The following is a 16,283-nucleotide window of genomic DNA, read 5'->3' on the forward strand; positions in this document are numbered from 1 at the left end:
AAACAACCATAACACAAAAAGCCAACAAACAAAAGCCAGAAAATGTGTAAACAGTGTTTCCCACCAAGACGCTGACCGTGTTTCCGTTTCCTGACGTTCGGCCAACAGATGACTACTCTACGCACCCTGACCGGCCCCACGCAAACAACACCAACACCCGGGCGTGTCGCATCGGTTTTCTGGGCCTAGTCGAGGTAGACAGCCGCCTTCTGTTTCTTGCCGCGACCGAGCACTGCCAGCTTCCGATCCCCAGCGTAGGCGGCAACAGTCTCACCCTCTGCAGTGATCTTCACACCGTTAACCGACGCCCCGCCCTGCGCAATCGCACGACGCGCCTCAGAAAGAGATTTCACCAAACCGGATTGCACAAGCGCATCTTCAACAGTGAGCTCTCCGTCACCTCGCACCTCCGGCAGCCCCGACAGCGCTTCTGCCAGAACATCTTCTGGCACTGCGTCGTAATTGCCCGACCCAAAGAGTGCCGCAGATGCGTCCACCGCATGCTGCGCCGCTGCCTCGCCGTGCACCAAGGCTGTGACCTCAAACGCGAGCCTTTTTTGCGCAGCTCGCTTAAACGGCTCCTCTGCAACCTGTCGCGCATAGTCTTCAATTTCCGCGCGTGTCAGGAAGGTGAAAACCTTTAAGCGATCCACAACATCAGCATCAGCCTGATTCAGCCAGAACTGGTAGAAAGCGTACGGTGAGCACAGCGCCGCATCGATCCAGATCGCATTGCCCTCGCTCTTCCCAAACTTTGTGCCGTCGCTATTGGTGATAAGCGGCGTTCCCACAGCATGCACGCTGTTGCCGGTGACACGTCGCACAAGATCGACACCACCAACAAGGTTGCCCCACTGATCCTGCCCACCCGACTGCAGTGTGCACCCATACTGCAGGTGCAGCTCAAGATAATCAATCGCCTGCAAGATCTGGTAACTGAATTCGGTGTAGCTGATGCCCTCATCACTAGCTAGACGCGCAGCAACAGCATCTTTCTTGATCATCGCCCCAACACGGAAGTATTTCCCAATCTCACGCAAAAAGTCGAGCGCAGAAACATCCGCCATCCAGTCAAGATTGTTCACCATGCGGGCAGCGTTATCACCCTCAAAGCTCAAAAAACGTTCAATCTGACTGCGCAGCGCATCGACCCACTCCGCAACTGTCTCCCGCGAGTTGAGGGTGCGCTCCGCTGTTGGGCGCGGATCACCGATCAGACCGGTGGATCCGCCGACGAGCCCCAGGGGCTTATGCCCCGCTAACTGCAGGCGGCGCATAAACAGCAACTGCACAAGGTGCCCAAGGTGCAGGCTGGCGGCTGTCGGATCAAACCCACAGTAGTAGGTGAGCTGCTCTTCTGTGAGAGCTTTGCGCAAGGCCTCAGGGTCTGTGGAGACGCTCAGCAGGCCGCGCCATTCGAGCTCATCATAAATCGACTCGAAAGATGGGTCGTTAGATTGCGCTGCCAAGATAGCTGAGGTGTTTATCGTCATGCTCACTATGTTACTCAGTCCCACCAACAGTGGTAGTGGCTGGTAAGCCCAGAAAAGCAAAAACTCCCGTGACAGATGTTGCACGGGAGTGTTTGTGGCTCCGACCGGCATCGATCCGGTGACCTTTCGATTTTCAGTCGAACGCTCTACCAACTGAGCTACAGAGCCTGAGCGACTCACCGGAGCTTGTCACTCTAGATAAAGAAACCCTTCTCATCTGAAAAGGGCTCTCTATCTTTGCGACCCTGACGGGACTTGAACCCGCGACCTCCGCCGTGACAGGGCGGCGCGCTAACCAACTGCGCCACAGGGCCGTATTAAATTATGAGGAGAAGATGGTGACCCCAACGGGATTCGAACCCGTGTTACCGCCGTGAAAGGGCGACGTCCTAGGCCTCTAGACGATGGGGCCGAAAGCGTTGAACCGTCATCTTCGCCGAGTTAAAGCTTACGACACTTTCTGCGCTCCCCGCAAATCACTCTGCTAAAAAGCGGGCAATTTCCCGTAAACACGCCAAACTGCATGGCGTGTCGCGGGACGGTCAAAGCCGGTCGCAAACCTTTCATCTACAGGCGCGGCACACGATAAAACTGTGCAGTAGCAAGCGCTAACCCCCACAAATCATCAACGTGCGCCAACTCACGTGCAGAATGCATTGACAGCAGCGGCGCGCCAACATCAACTGTGCGGATACCGTTATTTGCCGCCGCAATCGATCCGATCGTGGAGCCGCACGGCACAGAATTATTTGCCACAAACTGCTGCAGCGGCACGCCCGCACCGTCACACACTCGCACCCACATCGCCGCGCCAGCTCCGTCGGTTGCGTAACGCCTATTAGCGTTAATCTTTAGCATTGCACCCTTCCCGGCGAACGGCCTGGTGTGCGGGTCGTGCTTTGAGCTATAGTTCGGGTGCACTGCATGCCCCGCATCCGCTGAGACGTGCCACGAGTTTGCTTTAACCCGTAGAAGATCCTCAGCGGTAGCACCCAATCCGGTGTACAGGCGCACGATAATATCCTCTAAAAACGTTCCCTTTGCACCGGAGTGGCTCTGCGATCCAACCTCTTCATGATCAAACAGCACAAGCAGGTTTATCGCATTGTGCTCAGCTTGAGCTAGGGATGCGAGCGCGTAGGCACCCGCAAAGGTTGACGACAGATTATCCATGCGACCAGCGGCAAACAGCTCATTGCTAGCACCGATCCGGCGCGGTTTCTGGGTGTCGGCGAGTTGCAAATCCCAGCTCACTAGCTCGTCGGGTGCCACGCCGGCCGCAGTCGCAATCGCGGTTAAAGCGTCAACCTCTCCCACCCCGATCACCGGCTGAGTGTGCTCCTGCCGATCCAGTTTTAGACCGTTGTTAGCCTCCCGATCCAAATGGACAGCGAGCTGCGGAATTCTGGCAATCGCTGGGGTGCGGATCAGCCGTTTCTCCCCGTCTCTGGTAAACACTCGCCCGGCAACCGCTAGATCACGGTCAAGCCAAGAGTTTAAGAGCGGGCCGCCGTAAACCTCAACATTAAGCTGCTGCCAACCGGCAGCAGAGCTGCCCGGTGTTGGTTTTACCACGAACCCCGGTGAGTCGGTGTGCGCCCCAAAAATACGTAATGGGGAATTCTTCGTCACTGAACTTCCGGCCTGCCACGCAATTAGCGAGCCGTCACGCACTGTGAAACCGGCAGCTCCCGCCTCCAACGGCGCCCAGGAGTCGCACTCATCGAGCCACTCAAACCCGGCACGGTTCAGCATGCGCGCGACAGTGTCGGCGGCGTGAAAAGATGTGGGGCTTGCCTCAATAAAGTCGGCGAATGCCGTTATGTATTCGTCGCGAGTTGAAATGCTTTCAAGATCGATCTGGGCAGCGTTGCTCATGTCTCTTAAATCTCCTAAATAAACCCCTGGACTCTTGCAGGGAGGTGAGGCAAGAGCCCAGACAGGCGGTATTTTATTTACTCGAGTTCCGTTCCAACGGTGTCACCGCTCGGCTTTTTAAAGTCGGCTGCAAACTCAGCGAGCAGTCGTGTTGCGTAACCGGTTGATCCGGCTGAGCGCCACAGATCGTCTGAGTTTGACTCCATCGGCCCTGCTATATCGATGTGCCCCCACGGCGTGCCGGCAACAAATTCATTCAGGAAGAGCGCCGCGGTAATCGCGCCGCCTTCGTTCGCCCCGATGTTTGCAAAGTCTGCAACGTTTGACTTCATTGCCTTCTTTAGACGCAAGTCGAGCGGCAATCTCCAAAGGGTCTCATCGCTCTTCTTACCCGCATCCTGTAACTGCTGGGCAACGGTGTCGTTATTTGCGAAAACGGCTGCAGTTTGGGTGCCGAGTGCCATCATCGCAGCACCCGTTAGTGTCGCGACGTCAACGATTGCGTCGACCTCTAGCTCTGCTGCGAGCGCGATGCCGTCACCGAGCACCAGGCGACCTTCCGCGTCGGTGTTGCGCACCTCAACGGTCTTACCGTTGCGCATCGTCAGCACGTCACCGAGTTTGGTGGCGCTGCCGGAGGGCATATTATCGGTGCACATCAGGAACCCGGTGACTCGTGTCTTAACCCCAAGCTCTTTCAGGGCTGTCATTGCAGAGAACACAGCTGCCGCACCCATCATGTCCATCTTCATGGAGCAGTGTGAAGCGTTTGATGGCTTCAGGCTGATGCCGCCTGAATCATACATAATGCCCTTACCCACCAGGCCGATGTGCTCAGTTGCTCCCTCTGGCTGATAGCTGACTTTGATGAGGCGCGGATCCTGCACCGATCCAGCGTTTACACCGAGCAGGCCACCGAGGCCCATTTCAATGATTTCTTCGCGCCCGAAAACTTCTACTTCAAGCCCGTATTCTGGGCCTACACGCTCGGCAACTTCGGCGAATTTATAAGCGTTTAGGTGACGCGGCGGGGTGTTTCCGAGATCTCGCGCTAAGCGGTCGGCGGTGGCCAAAATAGTTCCACGCTCGGCTCCTGCTGCAGCCTCAGAGTTTTCACCGATGAGTGTCAGCGTCTCTAGCGCTACAAGATTTTGTTTATTCTTCAGCGGCTCATAGGCATAGCGTGCGAGCAGGGCGCCCTCTGCGGCTGCTTGCGCTGCCTCGCGAGCAGGCACACCATCCAGGGTTAGGGCATCAAGCTCAACGGCAAGCTCAGAAAATTTAGCTGCGTTGCGGGTAAAGCACGCAACAGCATTGCGGATCTCAGCAGCTGTTTTAAACCCCTTGCTAATGCCAACTAACACCTTGGCAGTTTCACCCGGCAGCAGCAAAGCATCGCTCTTCTTGCCTGCGAACCCAGCAAGCTCGAGCTGTTCACGTGTTAGGTCTAGTGCGTCTGGCAGATCACCTTCAGACTTCACGAATACAGCTACGGCTGCTGCTTTTGGCGCAGTTTTTGCAAGCTGCACCTTTGCAATTTGTTGTAGCGATGGAACGGGATTGAATTCAGCGTCGATAATCACATTCATACTTCTACTCTAGACCGTTCCACTAAATTGCAGCTCAGTGAATAAAGTTGGTGTATCAATTACTTATAGTGAGTATGAAATTTTTTCGGATCCTACAGTTCAGGCACTACGAGAGCAGCACCTGAGCTGCTGATACACAACTAAGGCAAGCAATGCCTAATTGCAGCCCAAATATTTGCTTGGCAAGCAAGCGAGACATAGGCTTTACAGGTGGCTACAACAGAAGTAAACCTCGCAAACCCCCACGAATACGATCACAAGCACGCAAACATCCAAAATGGCTGGTTGCGCGCTGCCGTGTTTGGTGCAATGGACGGTTTGGTCTCTAACATCGGTCTAATCGCCGGTATCGCCGCAGCCGGCGCCGCGCCACACGTTGTGCTGGTAACAGGCACCGCCGGCCTCCTAGCCGGGTCGGTTTCCATGGCGCTCGGAGAGTACACATCTGTGCGGGCCGCTAACGAGCAGCTCGACAAGGAGGTTGCGGTTGAAGCGGCAGCCCTCAAACGAAACCCGACCGGCGAAGAGATGGAACTGGCACAGGAGTTTGTCGGTCTCGGAATGAGCGCCCAAACCGCGCAGATCGCGGCTAAAGAGGTGCACCGAAACCAGGATAAGGCGCTGCAAGTGCATCTCGCGCACGAACTCGGTCTTACTGTTGAAGATCGCAACTCCCCGTGGGTTGCTGCATTCTCTTCCTTCTTTTCATTCAGTGCGGGTGCGATCATTCCGATACTGCCTTATATTTTCGGCTTTGGCACGCTGGTCTGGGGTCTGATTCTCGGCGCTATTGGACTGTGCGTTACAGGCGCATTTTCTGCGCATTTTGCGAAGAGAAATCTTTTCAGAGGGGCGCTCCGCCAGCTTCTGCTAGGTGGAATCGCGGTAGGGGTGACATACGCGATCGGAATGATTTTCGATGTCAGCACAGCCGGCTAAAACAGCTGTTCCGCGCTAGTCTTGACCGTATGCAGAAAGATGCCGTGCTCGAGGCAGGAGCGAGTCACTCACGATCGCTAATACTGGGTTTCTGTCGCGGCACTGCACCCGCAAAATGGGTACGCCGCTGGCAGCAAGCAGAATATCCAATTCCGCTTGAGCCGCACCCCCTTGATCTTGATGTCTACAGCCCAGATGCCGTTTTTAGCGACGAGCAGACCCTCACCCTCACAGAAGTGTTAAACCGTGGCGGTGTGGCTCTTGTCCGGGCACCCGAGACGCTGCCCCCCAGTGAACATACGCTGGGTGAGCTGCAAGCTGTGCGGCTGTACACCGAGGCAAACGCTGTTTTAACCGCCACAGACTCCCTCTTCGCGATTCTCTCGGGCGTCACAACTATTGCCGAGTTGCAAGATGCAAGACTTCTCGACCACAAACTGCACAGAAACGACTGGCCCATCGCAGAACCGTGGCACGACGCTAGCTGGCTTCCGGTTGACGCTGCCGCTTTAGCTGAGCTTGTCGCAACCGGTGTTGGTGAGGCTGTGCTCCCCCTCCCACTTGCACGCAACGTCGCAAACAAAAAACAGCATAAGGTTGTGCCGATTAATTCCGCTATCAAAATAAGCAGCTACGCAATATTCGCAGTTTGGCTCAGCAAGCACAATCGTGCGACGGTGCAGGATCTCATCGGAGTGCTGCGCGGACGCGGTACTGCTAGCGCCAGAGACACCTCCCGCCCCAGCACTAACTCGCAAGAATCACCCGCGCAGATCGCAGCGGACGCACACGAAGCACAGCGCAAAACAGGCGGGCAGCGTCGCAGGAAGCAGCAACCGCCGCCAAACTCGCGTGGCGCACAGCTTGCTAGCAGCAAAAATCGGGGTCACCGCAGTAATCACTCACCAAGATCGGCCAGACGGAAAAAACGACGCTAAATCACCCTGCTAGCGCACATTAACTGCAGCGCTTTAAAAAATTATTGCTGTGCAAACTTATCGGTTGCGCGCACCAGAGCGTCGATAATTCCCGGTTCGGTTGACGCATGTCCAGCGTCGGGAACCATTGTGAAATCAGCGTGCGGAAGCTGCGCGTATAAATCCCAAGCGGTGCGTGGTGGGGTGCAGACATCGTATCGCCCCTGCACTATCGCGGTTGGAATATTCGCAAGTTTGTGCGCGTCTCTAATAAGCTGACCGTCTTCAAACCAACCGCCATTGATGAAGTAGTGATTCTCGATGCGCGCAAACGCCACAGACCACTTCTCATCTTTCCGGGTAGCGGCGATATCTGCCTCATCCATAAACAATTTCACGGTCGAGGTTTCCCACACACTCCAGGCAACACCAGCCGGTACGTGCACCTCAGGGTTCGGATCAAACAACCGCCTATTGTAGGCGGCGATCAAATCGCCTCTTTCTGCCTCCGGAATCTGTGCGAGATACTCCTCCCAAACATCCGGGAACAGATGGGATGCACCCTCCTGGTAAAACCATTCGAGCTCACTGCGGCGCAGTGTAAAGATCCCGCGCAACACAAGCTCAGTGACACGTGTTGGATGTGTCTCGGCGTAAGCCAAAGAGAGCGTGGATCCCCAAGATCCGCCGAAAACCTGCCATTTGTCGATGCTGAGGTGCTCCCGCAGCCGCTCTATGTCAGCCACCAAATGCCAGGTGGTGTTGGTGCTGAGATCAGCTTCCGGTTCACTAGCGTGCGGCAGTGAGCGGCCCGCGCCGCGCTGATCAAACAGCACGATGCGGTATTTCTCAGGATTAAAGAAACGACGCATTGTCGGGACGCAGCCGCCGCCCGGCCCACCGTGCAACACAACAACAGGTTTGCCGTCTGGGTTACCGACCTGCTCATAGTAGATCTGGTGACCGTCGCCGACCTCAAGCATGCCTTGGTCGTACGGCTCAATTTCTGGATACAGTGCGCGTCTCTCAGTCATACAGCGAGTCTACTTCTTCAGCGTCTTCTCTGAAACCGGCCACTCACCGGCAGCCTTCTTTTCGGCAACATAAGCCATTGCCTCGGCCTGCCGTTCAGCTTCGATGCCGGTAAAAATCTCAGCACGCACGAGCTCCTTAGTAAGGCCGAAAGTCTTCACCAGATCGTCAGCCTGCAGACGCAAGCGACCGAGCAGACGGGTAACGTATGCCTCCATAGCGTCATATCGCGCACCTGAGATCCGCCCACGACGCAGGAACCATGCAGCATCGCGCTCAACGATGCTAAATGCAAACAGGTCACGCAACCAAGTCATCACAGTTAGAGTGTCTCCCTCAAACTGCGCAAGTGCATCGGTGAATGACTCCCACTGCAGTAGCTCGCCGTGTGCGCGCGCCGCTGCAATAAGCTTCGCTTGGTTATCGTTGAAGGCTTGGGCCTGACCGGCAGCTCCCCCAGCTTTCTTCCCCTCCCGCAGTGCCTGCGCGATCTCAGAGATCATGGTCTCGATCCGATCTGTCAGCAGGTACTGCTGGAAATTAGGATCCTGCAGTTCATTAACAGCGCGCGCGGTCTGGCCAAGTGAGGTAACATCTTGCACCGCTTGCCGCAGCCCGAAACGGCTGAGCCTGTCGACAATCTGTGTTTTTGCCGCATTCACTATGGCGTCACGCCCGCCGTCTGCAAAACTCTTCGCATAATCGGCGAGCAATCGCTTACCCACCAGCTGCAGCAGAACATGATTATCGCCCTCGAAAGTAGCGTAAATATCAAGATCCTGGCGCAGTGTCACCATGCGGTTTTTTGCAATGAACCCGGCGCCACCACAAGCTTCGCGGGTTTCCTGCAGGGTGTCGAGCGCCGCCCATGTTGAAAGCGGCTTTAGGGCTGCCGCCAGTGTTTCTAAAGATTCACGGTTTTCGTCGCTGTCATTCTTGCCGGAGAAAACTTCATCGAAAACGTGCAGCAGGCGTTCGTGCGCAAACTGCATTGCAAATGTCTGTGCAAGCCGGGGTAACAGGCGTCGCTGATGCAAACCGTAGTCGAGCAGCAGCGATTCTTTGCCGTCGGCGCCTGGGAACTGCCGGCGCTCGTTGGCGTAGGTGATAGCGGTTGCAAGCCCCAACTTCATAGCGTTAACTGCAGCGCCGTCGAGCGATACGCGCCCCTGCACGAGAGTGCCAAGCATCGTGAAGAAACGGCGACCAGGGCTTGCAATAGGTGAGCTGTAATTACCAGCAGCGTCTACATCGCCATATCGGTTAAGCAGATTAGTGCGCGGGATACGCACATGATCAAAAGCTAGCCGGCCGTTATCAATACCGTTCAACCCGCCCTTGAAACCGTCATCAAACGAATCAACACCCGGCAACAGCTGCAGATTCTCATCTCGGATAGGCACGTAGAAGGCATGCACTCCGTGATTCACGCCCTTGGTAATCAGTTGGGCAAAAACAACCGCAGCCTGGCCGTGCAGCGCCGCATTGCCAAGAAATTCTTTCCAGGCACCGGCGAATGGCGTGTGAATCTCAAACTCTTCGGTTTCCGGAATATAGGTGGCTGTTGTTGCCACCGATGCGACGTCTGAACCGTGCCCGATTTCAGTCATGGCGAAGGCGCCCGGAATCTTCAATTCGAGCACATCCCGCAGCCACAGGTCATGATGGTGCTTGGTGCCTAAGTGCAAAATTGCAGACCCAAACAGACCCCACTGCACACCGCTTTTAATTTGGAGGGAAGGATCGGCGAAGACAAGCTCTGCAAAGGCCGCTAGGTTTCCGCCATGGTTATCTTCACCACCGTACTCCTTTGGAAAAGCACGCTGAATCGCACCCTCCTCAACAAGCATTGCTAGGCGCTTCAGAGTGTCTTCCCGATGCTCCTGCATCGACTGGCCCGGTGTATTTTGAAAACGCTCTTGGCTTGCCAGGCTGCGGGAGGCAATTCGTTCCTTTTTCCAAGTGCCGAGCAGCGCATCGCTAACGATAGCAATGTCAATCTTTGGGGTTTCCTGTTGTGCGGCATCTTTGACCATGACAGCTCCTTAAAGATCTGAAATATCCACTGTCAGGCTAATGGCTCTGCACAATTAGCGCCCGTCTATTGCCGGCACTCACAATCACAGTTGAAATGCTGCGGTGCCACATTGTAGGAGTCGCACAAAAAGACCGCCTCAGTTTTGGAAACTTCCGAAACTGAGGCAGCCTATTAGCGTTTTGCTTCTGCAGCTGCCAACGCTGCAGTCACTTCTAAATAGTTCTGTGACGTGAATTAAACTCGGCTTAAACCAGCCAGTCTTGCGCCTGACCGGGGGCAAAGTCACCGAAGTATTCCGGCCGCAGCTGCGCGTTTTCAAACAGTTGTCTGGTGCGCTTCTGGCGGTTGCGCGGGATCACCGTCACAACGATGCCGTTGCGGCCGGCACGCCCGGTGCGCCCCGAACGGTGCAGGTAAGCTTTGTAGTCGTCTGGCGGATCCGCCTGCACAACCAGCTTCACATCATCCACGTGAATGCCACGAGCAGCGACATCTGTTGCCACCAAAACACCAACTTTGCCGTCTGTAAATCGCTTGAGGTTGCGCTCTCGTCTGCTCTGGCTGAGATTGCCGTGCAAATCAACCGCGCTAATTCCGGAGTCTTCAAAAAGCTCTCGCAGGGTCTCGGCGTAGGCGCGCGTGCGCGTAAACACAATCGTGCGATCACCGCCCTGCTCGATGATCTCGGTTAGCACGTCATTCTTATCTTCACGAAGCACAACGAGCACGTGGTGATCGAGACTGCCCTGCTTCTCGTCGGCAACTTCATGCACGCTCGGCTCCACCAAAAACTCTTTCACGAGTTTGGTTACCTGCGCATCTAGGGTGGCAGAGAACAGTAGCTTCTGTGAACCCGGCGCAGTTTGGCGGAGGATCCGCTGCACCGGCTCAATAAAGCCCAACTCTGCCATATGGTCGGCCTCATCCAGTACCGCGATTGCAACCTGACCGATATTGAGGTTGCCACGCTCGATAAGATCCTCGACACGACCGGGGGTGCCGATCGCAATATCGATACCCCGCAACAGCGCATGCTGCTGCCTTTCAATCGGCGCCCCGCCAACAAGTTGCGTGGTGAAGAGACCGGCGGCACGCGCGAGTGGCTGCACAGTGCGGTCAATTTGCAGCGCCAGTTCTCTAGTTGGCGCGAGGATCAGCGCCTTCGGGAAGCGCCCCTGCTGCATCGGGGTGCGCTTTCCTCTCTCACGTTTTGGCGGCCGTGGATCATTATCGAAAAGACCCTCACTCTTCAGCTGTAACAGTCGCTCAACCAGACCTGCGCCGAAGGCAATAGTTTTACCAGACCCTGTGCGGCCGCGTCCAAGCACATCACGTCCCGCAATGACGTCCGGGATTGTCGCTACCTGAATTGCGAATGGAGAGACAGCACCCATATCGGCTAGCGCGGATACTAAGCGGTCACCCAAGCCCAGATCGGCAAAGGCCACACCCTCAACATCAGCGGCAGAGGTTTCAATCGCCGCAAGTTTTTCGAGCACGATATCTTCCGGTGGCTGGAAGCCTTGGCGTGCGTTATCGCGTCCAAATTTTTTGGATCCGCGCTCTGCGCGATCGTTAAAACGGCGCTCTGCGCGGAAGTCGCGGCGGTCACCGCTGCGGTTTTCCCTACGACCAAAGTCGCGGCGGTCATCCCGGCGATCATAATCACGTTCACGCCGGTCAAACGCGCGACCCTCGTCACGGCGAGCATTATCACGCGCCCCACGAACAAAATCGCGGTCGCGACGATCCCCACGCCGGCCTAGCGGGCGACCCTCACCCCGATCGTCACGGCGGTCGCCGGCGAAGTGCCGATCTTGGCTGTAGCCACGTTTTTTATCGTGCCGTTCACCTAAATTGCGCTCTGGGCGCCGCTTATCACGAGAGTAGCCGCGATCCGCCCCTTCCCCGCGCTCTGTCGCCGCTCTGGCAGACAAACCTTTTCGGTGCGGTTTCTTTTTACCGCGGTTGGGATCATAATTTTTGGGCGCTTTAAAACCGCGCTTAGCTTTACGAGACATTGGTGCTCTTTCTATAGCACAGCATGGCAAAAGTAAGCGCAGTGCACGCGCGACTTTAGCTACTCTGCAGGTATTTGGTAAATGGAACCGAACCGCAATAAACAAATAAACCGGTCTGGGGTGCTTCCGATCAGCGATGAAAGCTCTTGACCGCTTGCGTTTCACAGTGCCTTGCCGCTGCAGCCAACCTTCTAACGGTAGCACACCTCTCGCAAAATCAGTGAATAACTACCGGGATTACCAGATCCTGCACCCGGTCACCACCCGCCGTGTGATCATTGCGGGTTGCGAGAACACAGGCTTCAACACGACAGTCAAGCCCCTCGATGGCAGCTTCAGGAACAACCAATTTGACTGTGAACGTTCCAGCTTCCGCATCCGAATATTGGTGGGTTGCAAAATTGCGCCAGACAAAATCATCCGAAACCCAGGCAGACGACAGCATCTCACCCTGCACAGCAGCGGCCGCATCTGCGCTAGCCGGCACCTCACCGAGGCAGGGGCTTGGTTTCTGCTCAGGCGAAGCGGGAGCTTTACAGAAACTGACGTAAATACCGCGGGCAGAATCATACCCCGCACCGCGCACAGTTACCGTCTGACCTGGCACAAGATTTGCGGGGTCGAAACTATCATCGTCGACTCCCGCAAGAGCCAGCGTACGTTCGCGCCCATCATCGCCTTTTGCTGTAACCGCAGTGTCACCGAGGTGCGCGCGGACTTGCCCGGCAACCCCCTGGTTTTGGTGAGTTAAAATCGGCACAACTACGAAAGAAAGGGCGATAATCAGGATCAGCAGGGAGAGGCCGAAGACCCAAACTAGCGCACGCTTTCTCATAAAGGAGAGTCTACCCGTCACGCAGAAAACCGCGAATTCGCTGAATCTGGAAGACGACCTCTCGAAATAATGCTAGTATGCCTTTCATACGTTTAATTTCTAGGTTTTGCTGCGTCTAAACGCGGCCACGATGTGTAAGGGGGTCTCGCATGGGGCGCGGCCGTCAGAAAGCTAAGCACACCAAGGTAGCTCGTCAGCTGAAGTACTACAGCCCGAGCACCGATCTCTCAGAGCTCGAGCGGGAGCTGCACAGCGCAAGCGGCGCTGAGCAGGAAGATCCGTGGGCGGAGTACGCTGAAAAATACAACGTTGACTCTGACTACGGCGACGAAGACGAACACTAAGCTCGATCGCACTCGCACACCAGTGCAACTATCATAAGCTGCTAGCGTTAGCCTGCCTCTCATCTAGTGCAGATAAGAGGCAGGCTATATAGTGCTGTGGATCCGGCAGAGCTGGTTAGTCGGCGTACTCCCCGACGAGACGCACAGCGCCTCCATTAACGCCCTTAGCGCCGATTTCAAAGCCGGTGAAATCACGTGTGCCGGCCTGCACTTCAGCAACACGCCACACGTCAAGCCCGGCAGCGCGCAAAGTGTTTGCGACCGCATCTGCCTGGTCAGCGGCAACCACAGCCGCCATGCCGAGGCCCAGATTCCAAGCTCCTTCAACCTCGCCGAGGGTTGCATCAGCCAGGTCGACAAGATGCCTGAACACCGGCAGCGGTGACCAAGCGCTTCGGTCGATTTCAGCCCAAGTGCCAACAGGCAGCACACGCGCGATATTTGCTGCAATACCGCCTCCGGTAATGTGGCTTAACGCATGGATTGCACCCGGGTGTGCGTTAATCGCCGCTAACAGCTGTGCGGTGTAAAGTTTTGTCGGCTCAAGCAGCGCTTCACCATAGCTTGTGCCCAGATCAGCAGCGGTGTCTGCATAGGTTAAGCCGCGATCCGCAATAATTTTGCGCACCAAAGAATAACCGTTTGAGTGTAAACCTGAAGCCCCCATGGCGAGAATCACGTCGCCCGCTTGCACACGCTCCGGCCCGAGCACAGCGTCAGCCTCAACAACGCCGAAAGCAGCGCCCGCAACATCGTATTCATTTTCGCCTAGCAACCCTGGGTGTTCAGCGGTCTCTCCGCCAACGAGTGCGGTACCTGTTGCCGCACACGCCTCTGCAATGCCGCGCACAATGTCTGCAACTCGCTCAGGCACCGTTTTACCAACACAAATGTAGTCGGTCATCGCCAAGGGCTTCGCGCCAACGACCACAATGTCATCTACAATCATCGCGACCAGATCCTGCCCGATAGTGTCGTGTTTATCAATGGCCTGCGCGATCGCAACCTTAGTGCCAACGCCGTCGGTTGCGCTGGCCAGCAGCGGCCGCTTGTAACCGAGCAGCGCGGAAGCATCAAAAAGACCCGCAAAACCGCCGACTCCGCCGAGCACCTCAGGGCCGTGCGTGCGCGCCACCGCCTCTTTCATAAGTTCAACCGCGAGATCACCCGCGGCAGTATCTACACCAGACTCAGCGTACAGCGATTTTTCTTTCACAGCTCGATTCTACAGCCCTCTATTCTTGCGGATCGGCCGGCGCACTAACGCCTTTGGTTTACAAGTGAAAATGTGCGAAACTTGACCTGTAGAAACCCGCAACCGAGCGTCGGTTGCGCGACTGTTACTTCACGCTTAGGAGCGGCACCAACCCATGTGTGGCATTGTCGGCATTGTTGCCAGCGAACCCGTAAATCAACAAATCTACGACAGTCTGCTACTTTTGCAGCACCGCGGCCAAGACTCGACAGGCATCGCAACGGTCGATGGCAGCAGCCTGCATATTGTTAAAACCAAGGGGCAGGTGCGTGAGTCTTATCGCACTCGCGATATGCGGTCGCTGCTGGGCAATATCGGGCTCGGCCATGTTCGCTACGCAACTCGCGGATCTGCCGCAACCGAGCAAGAGGCGCAGCCTTTTTACGTTAACGCGCCGTACGGCATCATTCTGGTGCACAACGGGAATCTTGTAAACACTCGTGAACTCACTGCCGCGCTGCGCGGTGTTGATCGTCGCCACCTGAACACTGACAGCGATACTGAACTACTGCTAAACGTGCTGGCTAACGAGCTGCAAAAAACAGCATCTGAAGAAGAATTGACAGCTGACGCAGTATTCGACGCTGTTTCAATTGTGCACAAACGAGTCGAGGGCTCGTATGCAACAATTGCGCTGATCGCAGGATACGGCCTCCTAGCATTCCGCGATCCGCACGGAATTCGTCCGCTCATCTTAGGGCGTCGCACCGCCGAAAACGGTCAGGATGAGTGGGTTGTGGCCTCTGAATCGCTCGTGCTGGAGTCTGGCGGTTTTGAGATTGTGCGCGACGTTGAACCTGGCGAGGCGATCTTTATCGATCAGCAGGGCAAGCTACAGAGTCGCCAGTGCGCAGACGGCACCGCCGAATATGCCCCATGCGCGTTCGAGTACGTTTATCTGTCACGCCCCGACTCTGTTGTGAACGGAATTTCTGTTTATGATGCGCGGCTGCGGCTTGGAGACAAGCTTGCCGAAGAGATCGCACGCCACATCGATCCAAGTGAAATCGATGTGGTTATGCCGATTCCGGACTCTGCCCGCCCATCGGCAATGCAGGTTGCCCGCAAACTCGGCGTCGAATACCGTGAAGGGTTTTTTAAGAACCGCTACGTCGGCCGCACCTTTATTATGCCGGGTCAGGCACTACGAAAAAAGAGCGTGCGCCAAAAATTGCACGCGATGGAGGTTGAGTTTGAGGGTAAGACCGTCTGCATCGTAGACGACTCAATCGTGCGTGGCACAACCTCTAAGGAGATCGTAGATATGGCTCGCGCTGCGGGTGCAGCACGTGTGATTTTCGCCTCAGCAGCGCCACCTGTCGTGTGGCCACATGTTTACGGTATTAACATCTCCACGCGTGATGAGCTCATCGCGCACGGGCGCACCTACGAAGAAATTGCCGAGTTTATCGGAGCAGATTTACTGGTCTATCAAACCGTTGAGGGCATGAACGAGGCAATTCTCGAAGGCCAAGACCGCTTCACGACTCTTGAGCAGGCGTGCTTCACCGGCAACTACATCACCGGTGGCGTAACAGCAGAGTATCTTGACTGGCTCGAAGCTAACCAGACGAGCTAGTAACTCTCGGGCGAGTTAGAGACTAGTAAAATTTAAGGCCGTAAACGCTGCGGTGTTTCGACCTAAGGCGCTACTTCTGATCTGCAGAATCGGTGGTGTTGCTGCCAGTAACAGAGCTGTCGCTGACATTATCTACCCGCTCGTTCTCTTTAGTCGCGGCAGGCTTATCGTCGTGCAGGTCGCTGACTTCTTTTTTCAGAATTTTTGCTGACTGTCCGATGCTCTTTGCAAGCTGTGGCAGCTTCGGTGCACCAAAAAGCAGCAGAATAACAAGCAGAATGATAATCAGGTGCCACCCACTCAGTGCGTTACCCACAAAACCGCTTACCAACATTTAGAAGCCCCCATCATCAAATCGACTGT

The 16,283-nt window shown here is 55.8% G+C and carries 13 protein-coding genes and 3 tRNA genes; 4 read left to right on the forward strand and 12 right to left on the reverse strand.

Features of this window, described 5'->3' with window-relative positions:
- Positions 1–185: 185 nt before the first annotated feature.
- The 6 genes from tyrS to HCR00_RS05505 all read right to left on the reverse strand — a co-directional run bounded on the left by tyrS (position 186) and on the right by HCR00_RS05505 (position 4,960).
- Complete coding sequence (gene tyrS / locus HCR00_RS05480; protein ID WP_167143496.1) at positions 186–1,493, reverse strand: tyrosine--tRNA ligase; 1,308 nt, start codon at positions 1,491–1,493, stop codon at positions 186–188.
- 95 nt (positions 1,494–1,588) lie between these two features.
- A tRNA-Phe gene (locus HCR00_RS05485) sits at positions 1,589–1,661 on the reverse strand.
- A gap of 72 nt (positions 1,662–1,733) precedes the next feature.
- Positions 1,734–1,807 (reverse strand) — tRNA-Asp (locus HCR00_RS05490).
- 22 nt (positions 1,808–1,829) lie between these two features.
- A tRNA-Glu gene (locus tag HCR00_RS05495) sits at positions 1,830–1,905 on the reverse strand.
- A gap of 155 nt (positions 1,906–2,060) precedes the next feature.
- On the reverse strand, positions 2,061–3,371 hold the full coding sequence (locus HCR00_RS05500; protein ID WP_167143499.1) for a M18 family aminopeptidase: 1,311 nt from the start codon (positions 3,369–3,371) through the stop codon (positions 2,061–2,063).
- Between the two features lie 77 nt (positions 3,372–3,448).
- Positions 3,449–4,960, reverse strand: a complete 1,512-nt coding sequence (locus tag HCR00_RS05505) for a leucyl aminopeptidase family protein (RefSeq protein ID WP_167143502.1) — start codon at positions 4,958–4,960, stop codon at positions 3,449–3,451.
- Positions 4,961–5,170: 210 nt separating this feature from the next.
- On the opposite strand from HCR00_RS05505, the gene HCR00_RS05510 reads away from it, so the two are divergent.
- Both HCR00_RS05510 and HCR00_RS05515 read left to right on the forward strand, forming a co-directional pair.
- Positions 5,171–5,899 (forward strand): VIT1/CCC1 transporter family protein, encoded by a 729-nt coding sequence (locus HCR00_RS05510; RefSeq protein WP_243854567.1) that lies wholly within the window; start codon positions 5,171–5,173, stop codon positions 5,897–5,899.
- A 29-nt stretch (positions 5,900–5,928) separates the two neighbouring features.
- Positions 5,929–6,837 (forward strand): hypothetical protein, encoded by a 909-nt coding sequence (locus HCR00_RS05515; RefSeq protein WP_167143505.1) that lies wholly within the window; start codon positions 5,929–5,931, stop codon positions 6,835–6,837.
- Between the two features lie 41 nt (positions 6,838–6,878).
- Here HCR00_RS05515 and pip read toward each other — a convergent pair whose 3' ends face one another.
- The 4 genes from pip to HCR00_RS05535 all read right to left on the reverse strand — a co-directional run bounded on the left by pip (position 6,879) and on the right by HCR00_RS05535 (position 12,742).
- Positions 6,879–7,850, reverse strand: a complete 972-nt coding sequence (pip, locus tag HCR00_RS05520; protein WP_167143508.1) for a prolyl aminopeptidase — start codon at positions 7,848–7,850, stop codon at positions 6,879–6,881.
- Positions 7,851–7,859: 9 nt separating this feature from the next.
- Positions 7,860–9,884, reverse strand: a complete 2,025-nt coding sequence (locus HCR00_RS05525; RefSeq protein WP_167143511.1) for an acyl-CoA dehydrogenase family protein — start codon at positions 9,882–9,884, stop codon at positions 7,860–7,862.
- A 247-nt stretch (positions 9,885–10,131) separates the two neighbouring features.
- Positions 10,132–11,907: a DEAD/DEAH box helicase gene (locus tag HCR00_RS05530; RefSeq protein WP_167143514.1), complete on the reverse strand. Its 1,776-nt coding sequence runs from the start codon at positions 11,905–11,907 to the stop codon at positions 10,132–10,134.
- A gap of 217 nt (positions 11,908–12,124) precedes the next feature.
- Positions 12,125–12,742, reverse strand: coding sequence for a hypothetical protein (locus HCR00_RS05535; protein ID WP_167143517.1), 618 nt, complete (start codon positions 12,740–12,742; stop codon positions 12,125–12,127).
- Between the two features lie 149 nt (positions 12,743–12,891).
- On the opposite strand from HCR00_RS05535, the gene HCR00_RS05540 reads away from it, so the two are divergent.
- Positions 12,892–13,086, forward strand: a complete 195-nt coding sequence (locus HCR00_RS05540) for a DUF3073 domain-containing protein (RefSeq protein ID WP_166987051.1) — start codon at positions 12,892–12,894, stop codon at positions 13,084–13,086.
- A 115-nt stretch (positions 13,087–13,201) separates the two neighbouring features.
- Here HCR00_RS05540 and purM read toward each other — a convergent pair whose 3' ends face one another.
- Positions 13,202–14,302 (reverse strand): phosphoribosylformylglycinamidine cyclo-ligase, encoded by a 1,101-nt coding sequence (gene purM / locus HCR00_RS05545; protein WP_167143520.1) that lies wholly within the window; start codon positions 14,300–14,302, stop codon positions 13,202–13,204.
- Between the two features lie 154 nt (positions 14,303–14,456).
- On the opposite strand from purM, the gene purF reads away from it, so the two are divergent.
- On the forward strand, positions 14,457–15,920 hold the full coding sequence (gene purF, locus HCR00_RS05550; protein WP_167143523.1) for an amidophosphoribosyltransferase: 1,464 nt from the start codon (positions 14,457–14,459) through the stop codon (positions 15,918–15,920).
- A gap of 70 nt (positions 15,921–15,990) precedes the next feature.
- Here the strand turns inward: purF and tatA are convergent, their stop codons facing one another.
- Complete coding sequence (gene tatA, locus HCR00_RS05555; protein ID WP_166987043.1) at positions 15,991–16,254, reverse strand: twin-arginine translocase TatA/TatE family subunit; 264 nt, start codon at positions 16,252–16,254, stop codon at positions 15,991–15,993.
- Positions 16,255–16,283: the final 29 nt, after the last annotated feature.

It is taken from the genome of Canibacter zhoujuaniae (assembly GCF_011752005.1).
In the GTDB taxonomy this organism is placed as follows: Bacteria; Actinomycetota; Actinomycetes; order Actinomycetales; family Microbacteriaceae; genus Canibacter; species Canibacter zhoujuaniae.

Coding starts and splice junctions, on each gene's coding strand:
- tyrS (WP_167143496.1), bottom strand. CDS start 1,493: ATGACGATAAACACCTCAGCTATCTTGGCAGCGCAATCTAACGACCCA.
- HCR00_RS05500 (WP_167143499.1), bottom strand. CDS start 3,371: ATGAGCAACGCTGCCCAGATCGATCTTGAAAGCATTTCAACTCGCGAC.
- HCR00_RS05505 (WP_167143502.1), bottom strand. CDS start 4,960: ATGAATGTGATTATCGACGCTGAATTCAATCCCGTTCCATCGCTACAA.
- HCR00_RS05515 (WP_167143505.1), top strand. CDS start 5,929: ATGCAGAAAGATGCCGTGCTCGAGGCAGGAGCGAGTCACTCACGATCG.
- pip (WP_167143508.1), bottom strand. CDS start 7,850: ATGACTGAGAGACGCGCACTGTATCCAGAAATTGAGCCGTACGACCAA.
- HCR00_RS05525 (WP_167143511.1), bottom strand. CDS start 9,884: ATGGTCAAAGATGCCGCACAACAGGAAACCCCAAAGATTGACATTGCT.
- HCR00_RS05530 (WP_167143514.1), bottom strand. CDS start 11,907: ATGTCTCGTAAAGCTAAGCGCGGTTTTAAAGCGCCCAAAAATTATGAT.
- HCR00_RS05535 (WP_167143517.1), bottom strand. CDS start 12,742: ATGAGAAAGCGTGCGCTAGTTTGGGTCTTCGGCCTCTCCCTGCTGATC.
- HCR00_RS05540 (WP_166987051.1), top strand. CDS start 12,892: ATGGGGCGCGGCCGTCAGAAAGCTAAGCACACCAAGGTAGCTCGTCAG.
- purF (WP_167143523.1), top strand. CDS start 14,457: ATGTGTGGCATTGTCGGCATTGTTGCCAGCGAACCCGTAAATCAACAA.
- tatA (WP_166987043.1), bottom strand. CDS start 16,254: ATGTTGGTAAGCGGTTTTGTGGGTAACGCACTGAGTGGGTGGCACCTG.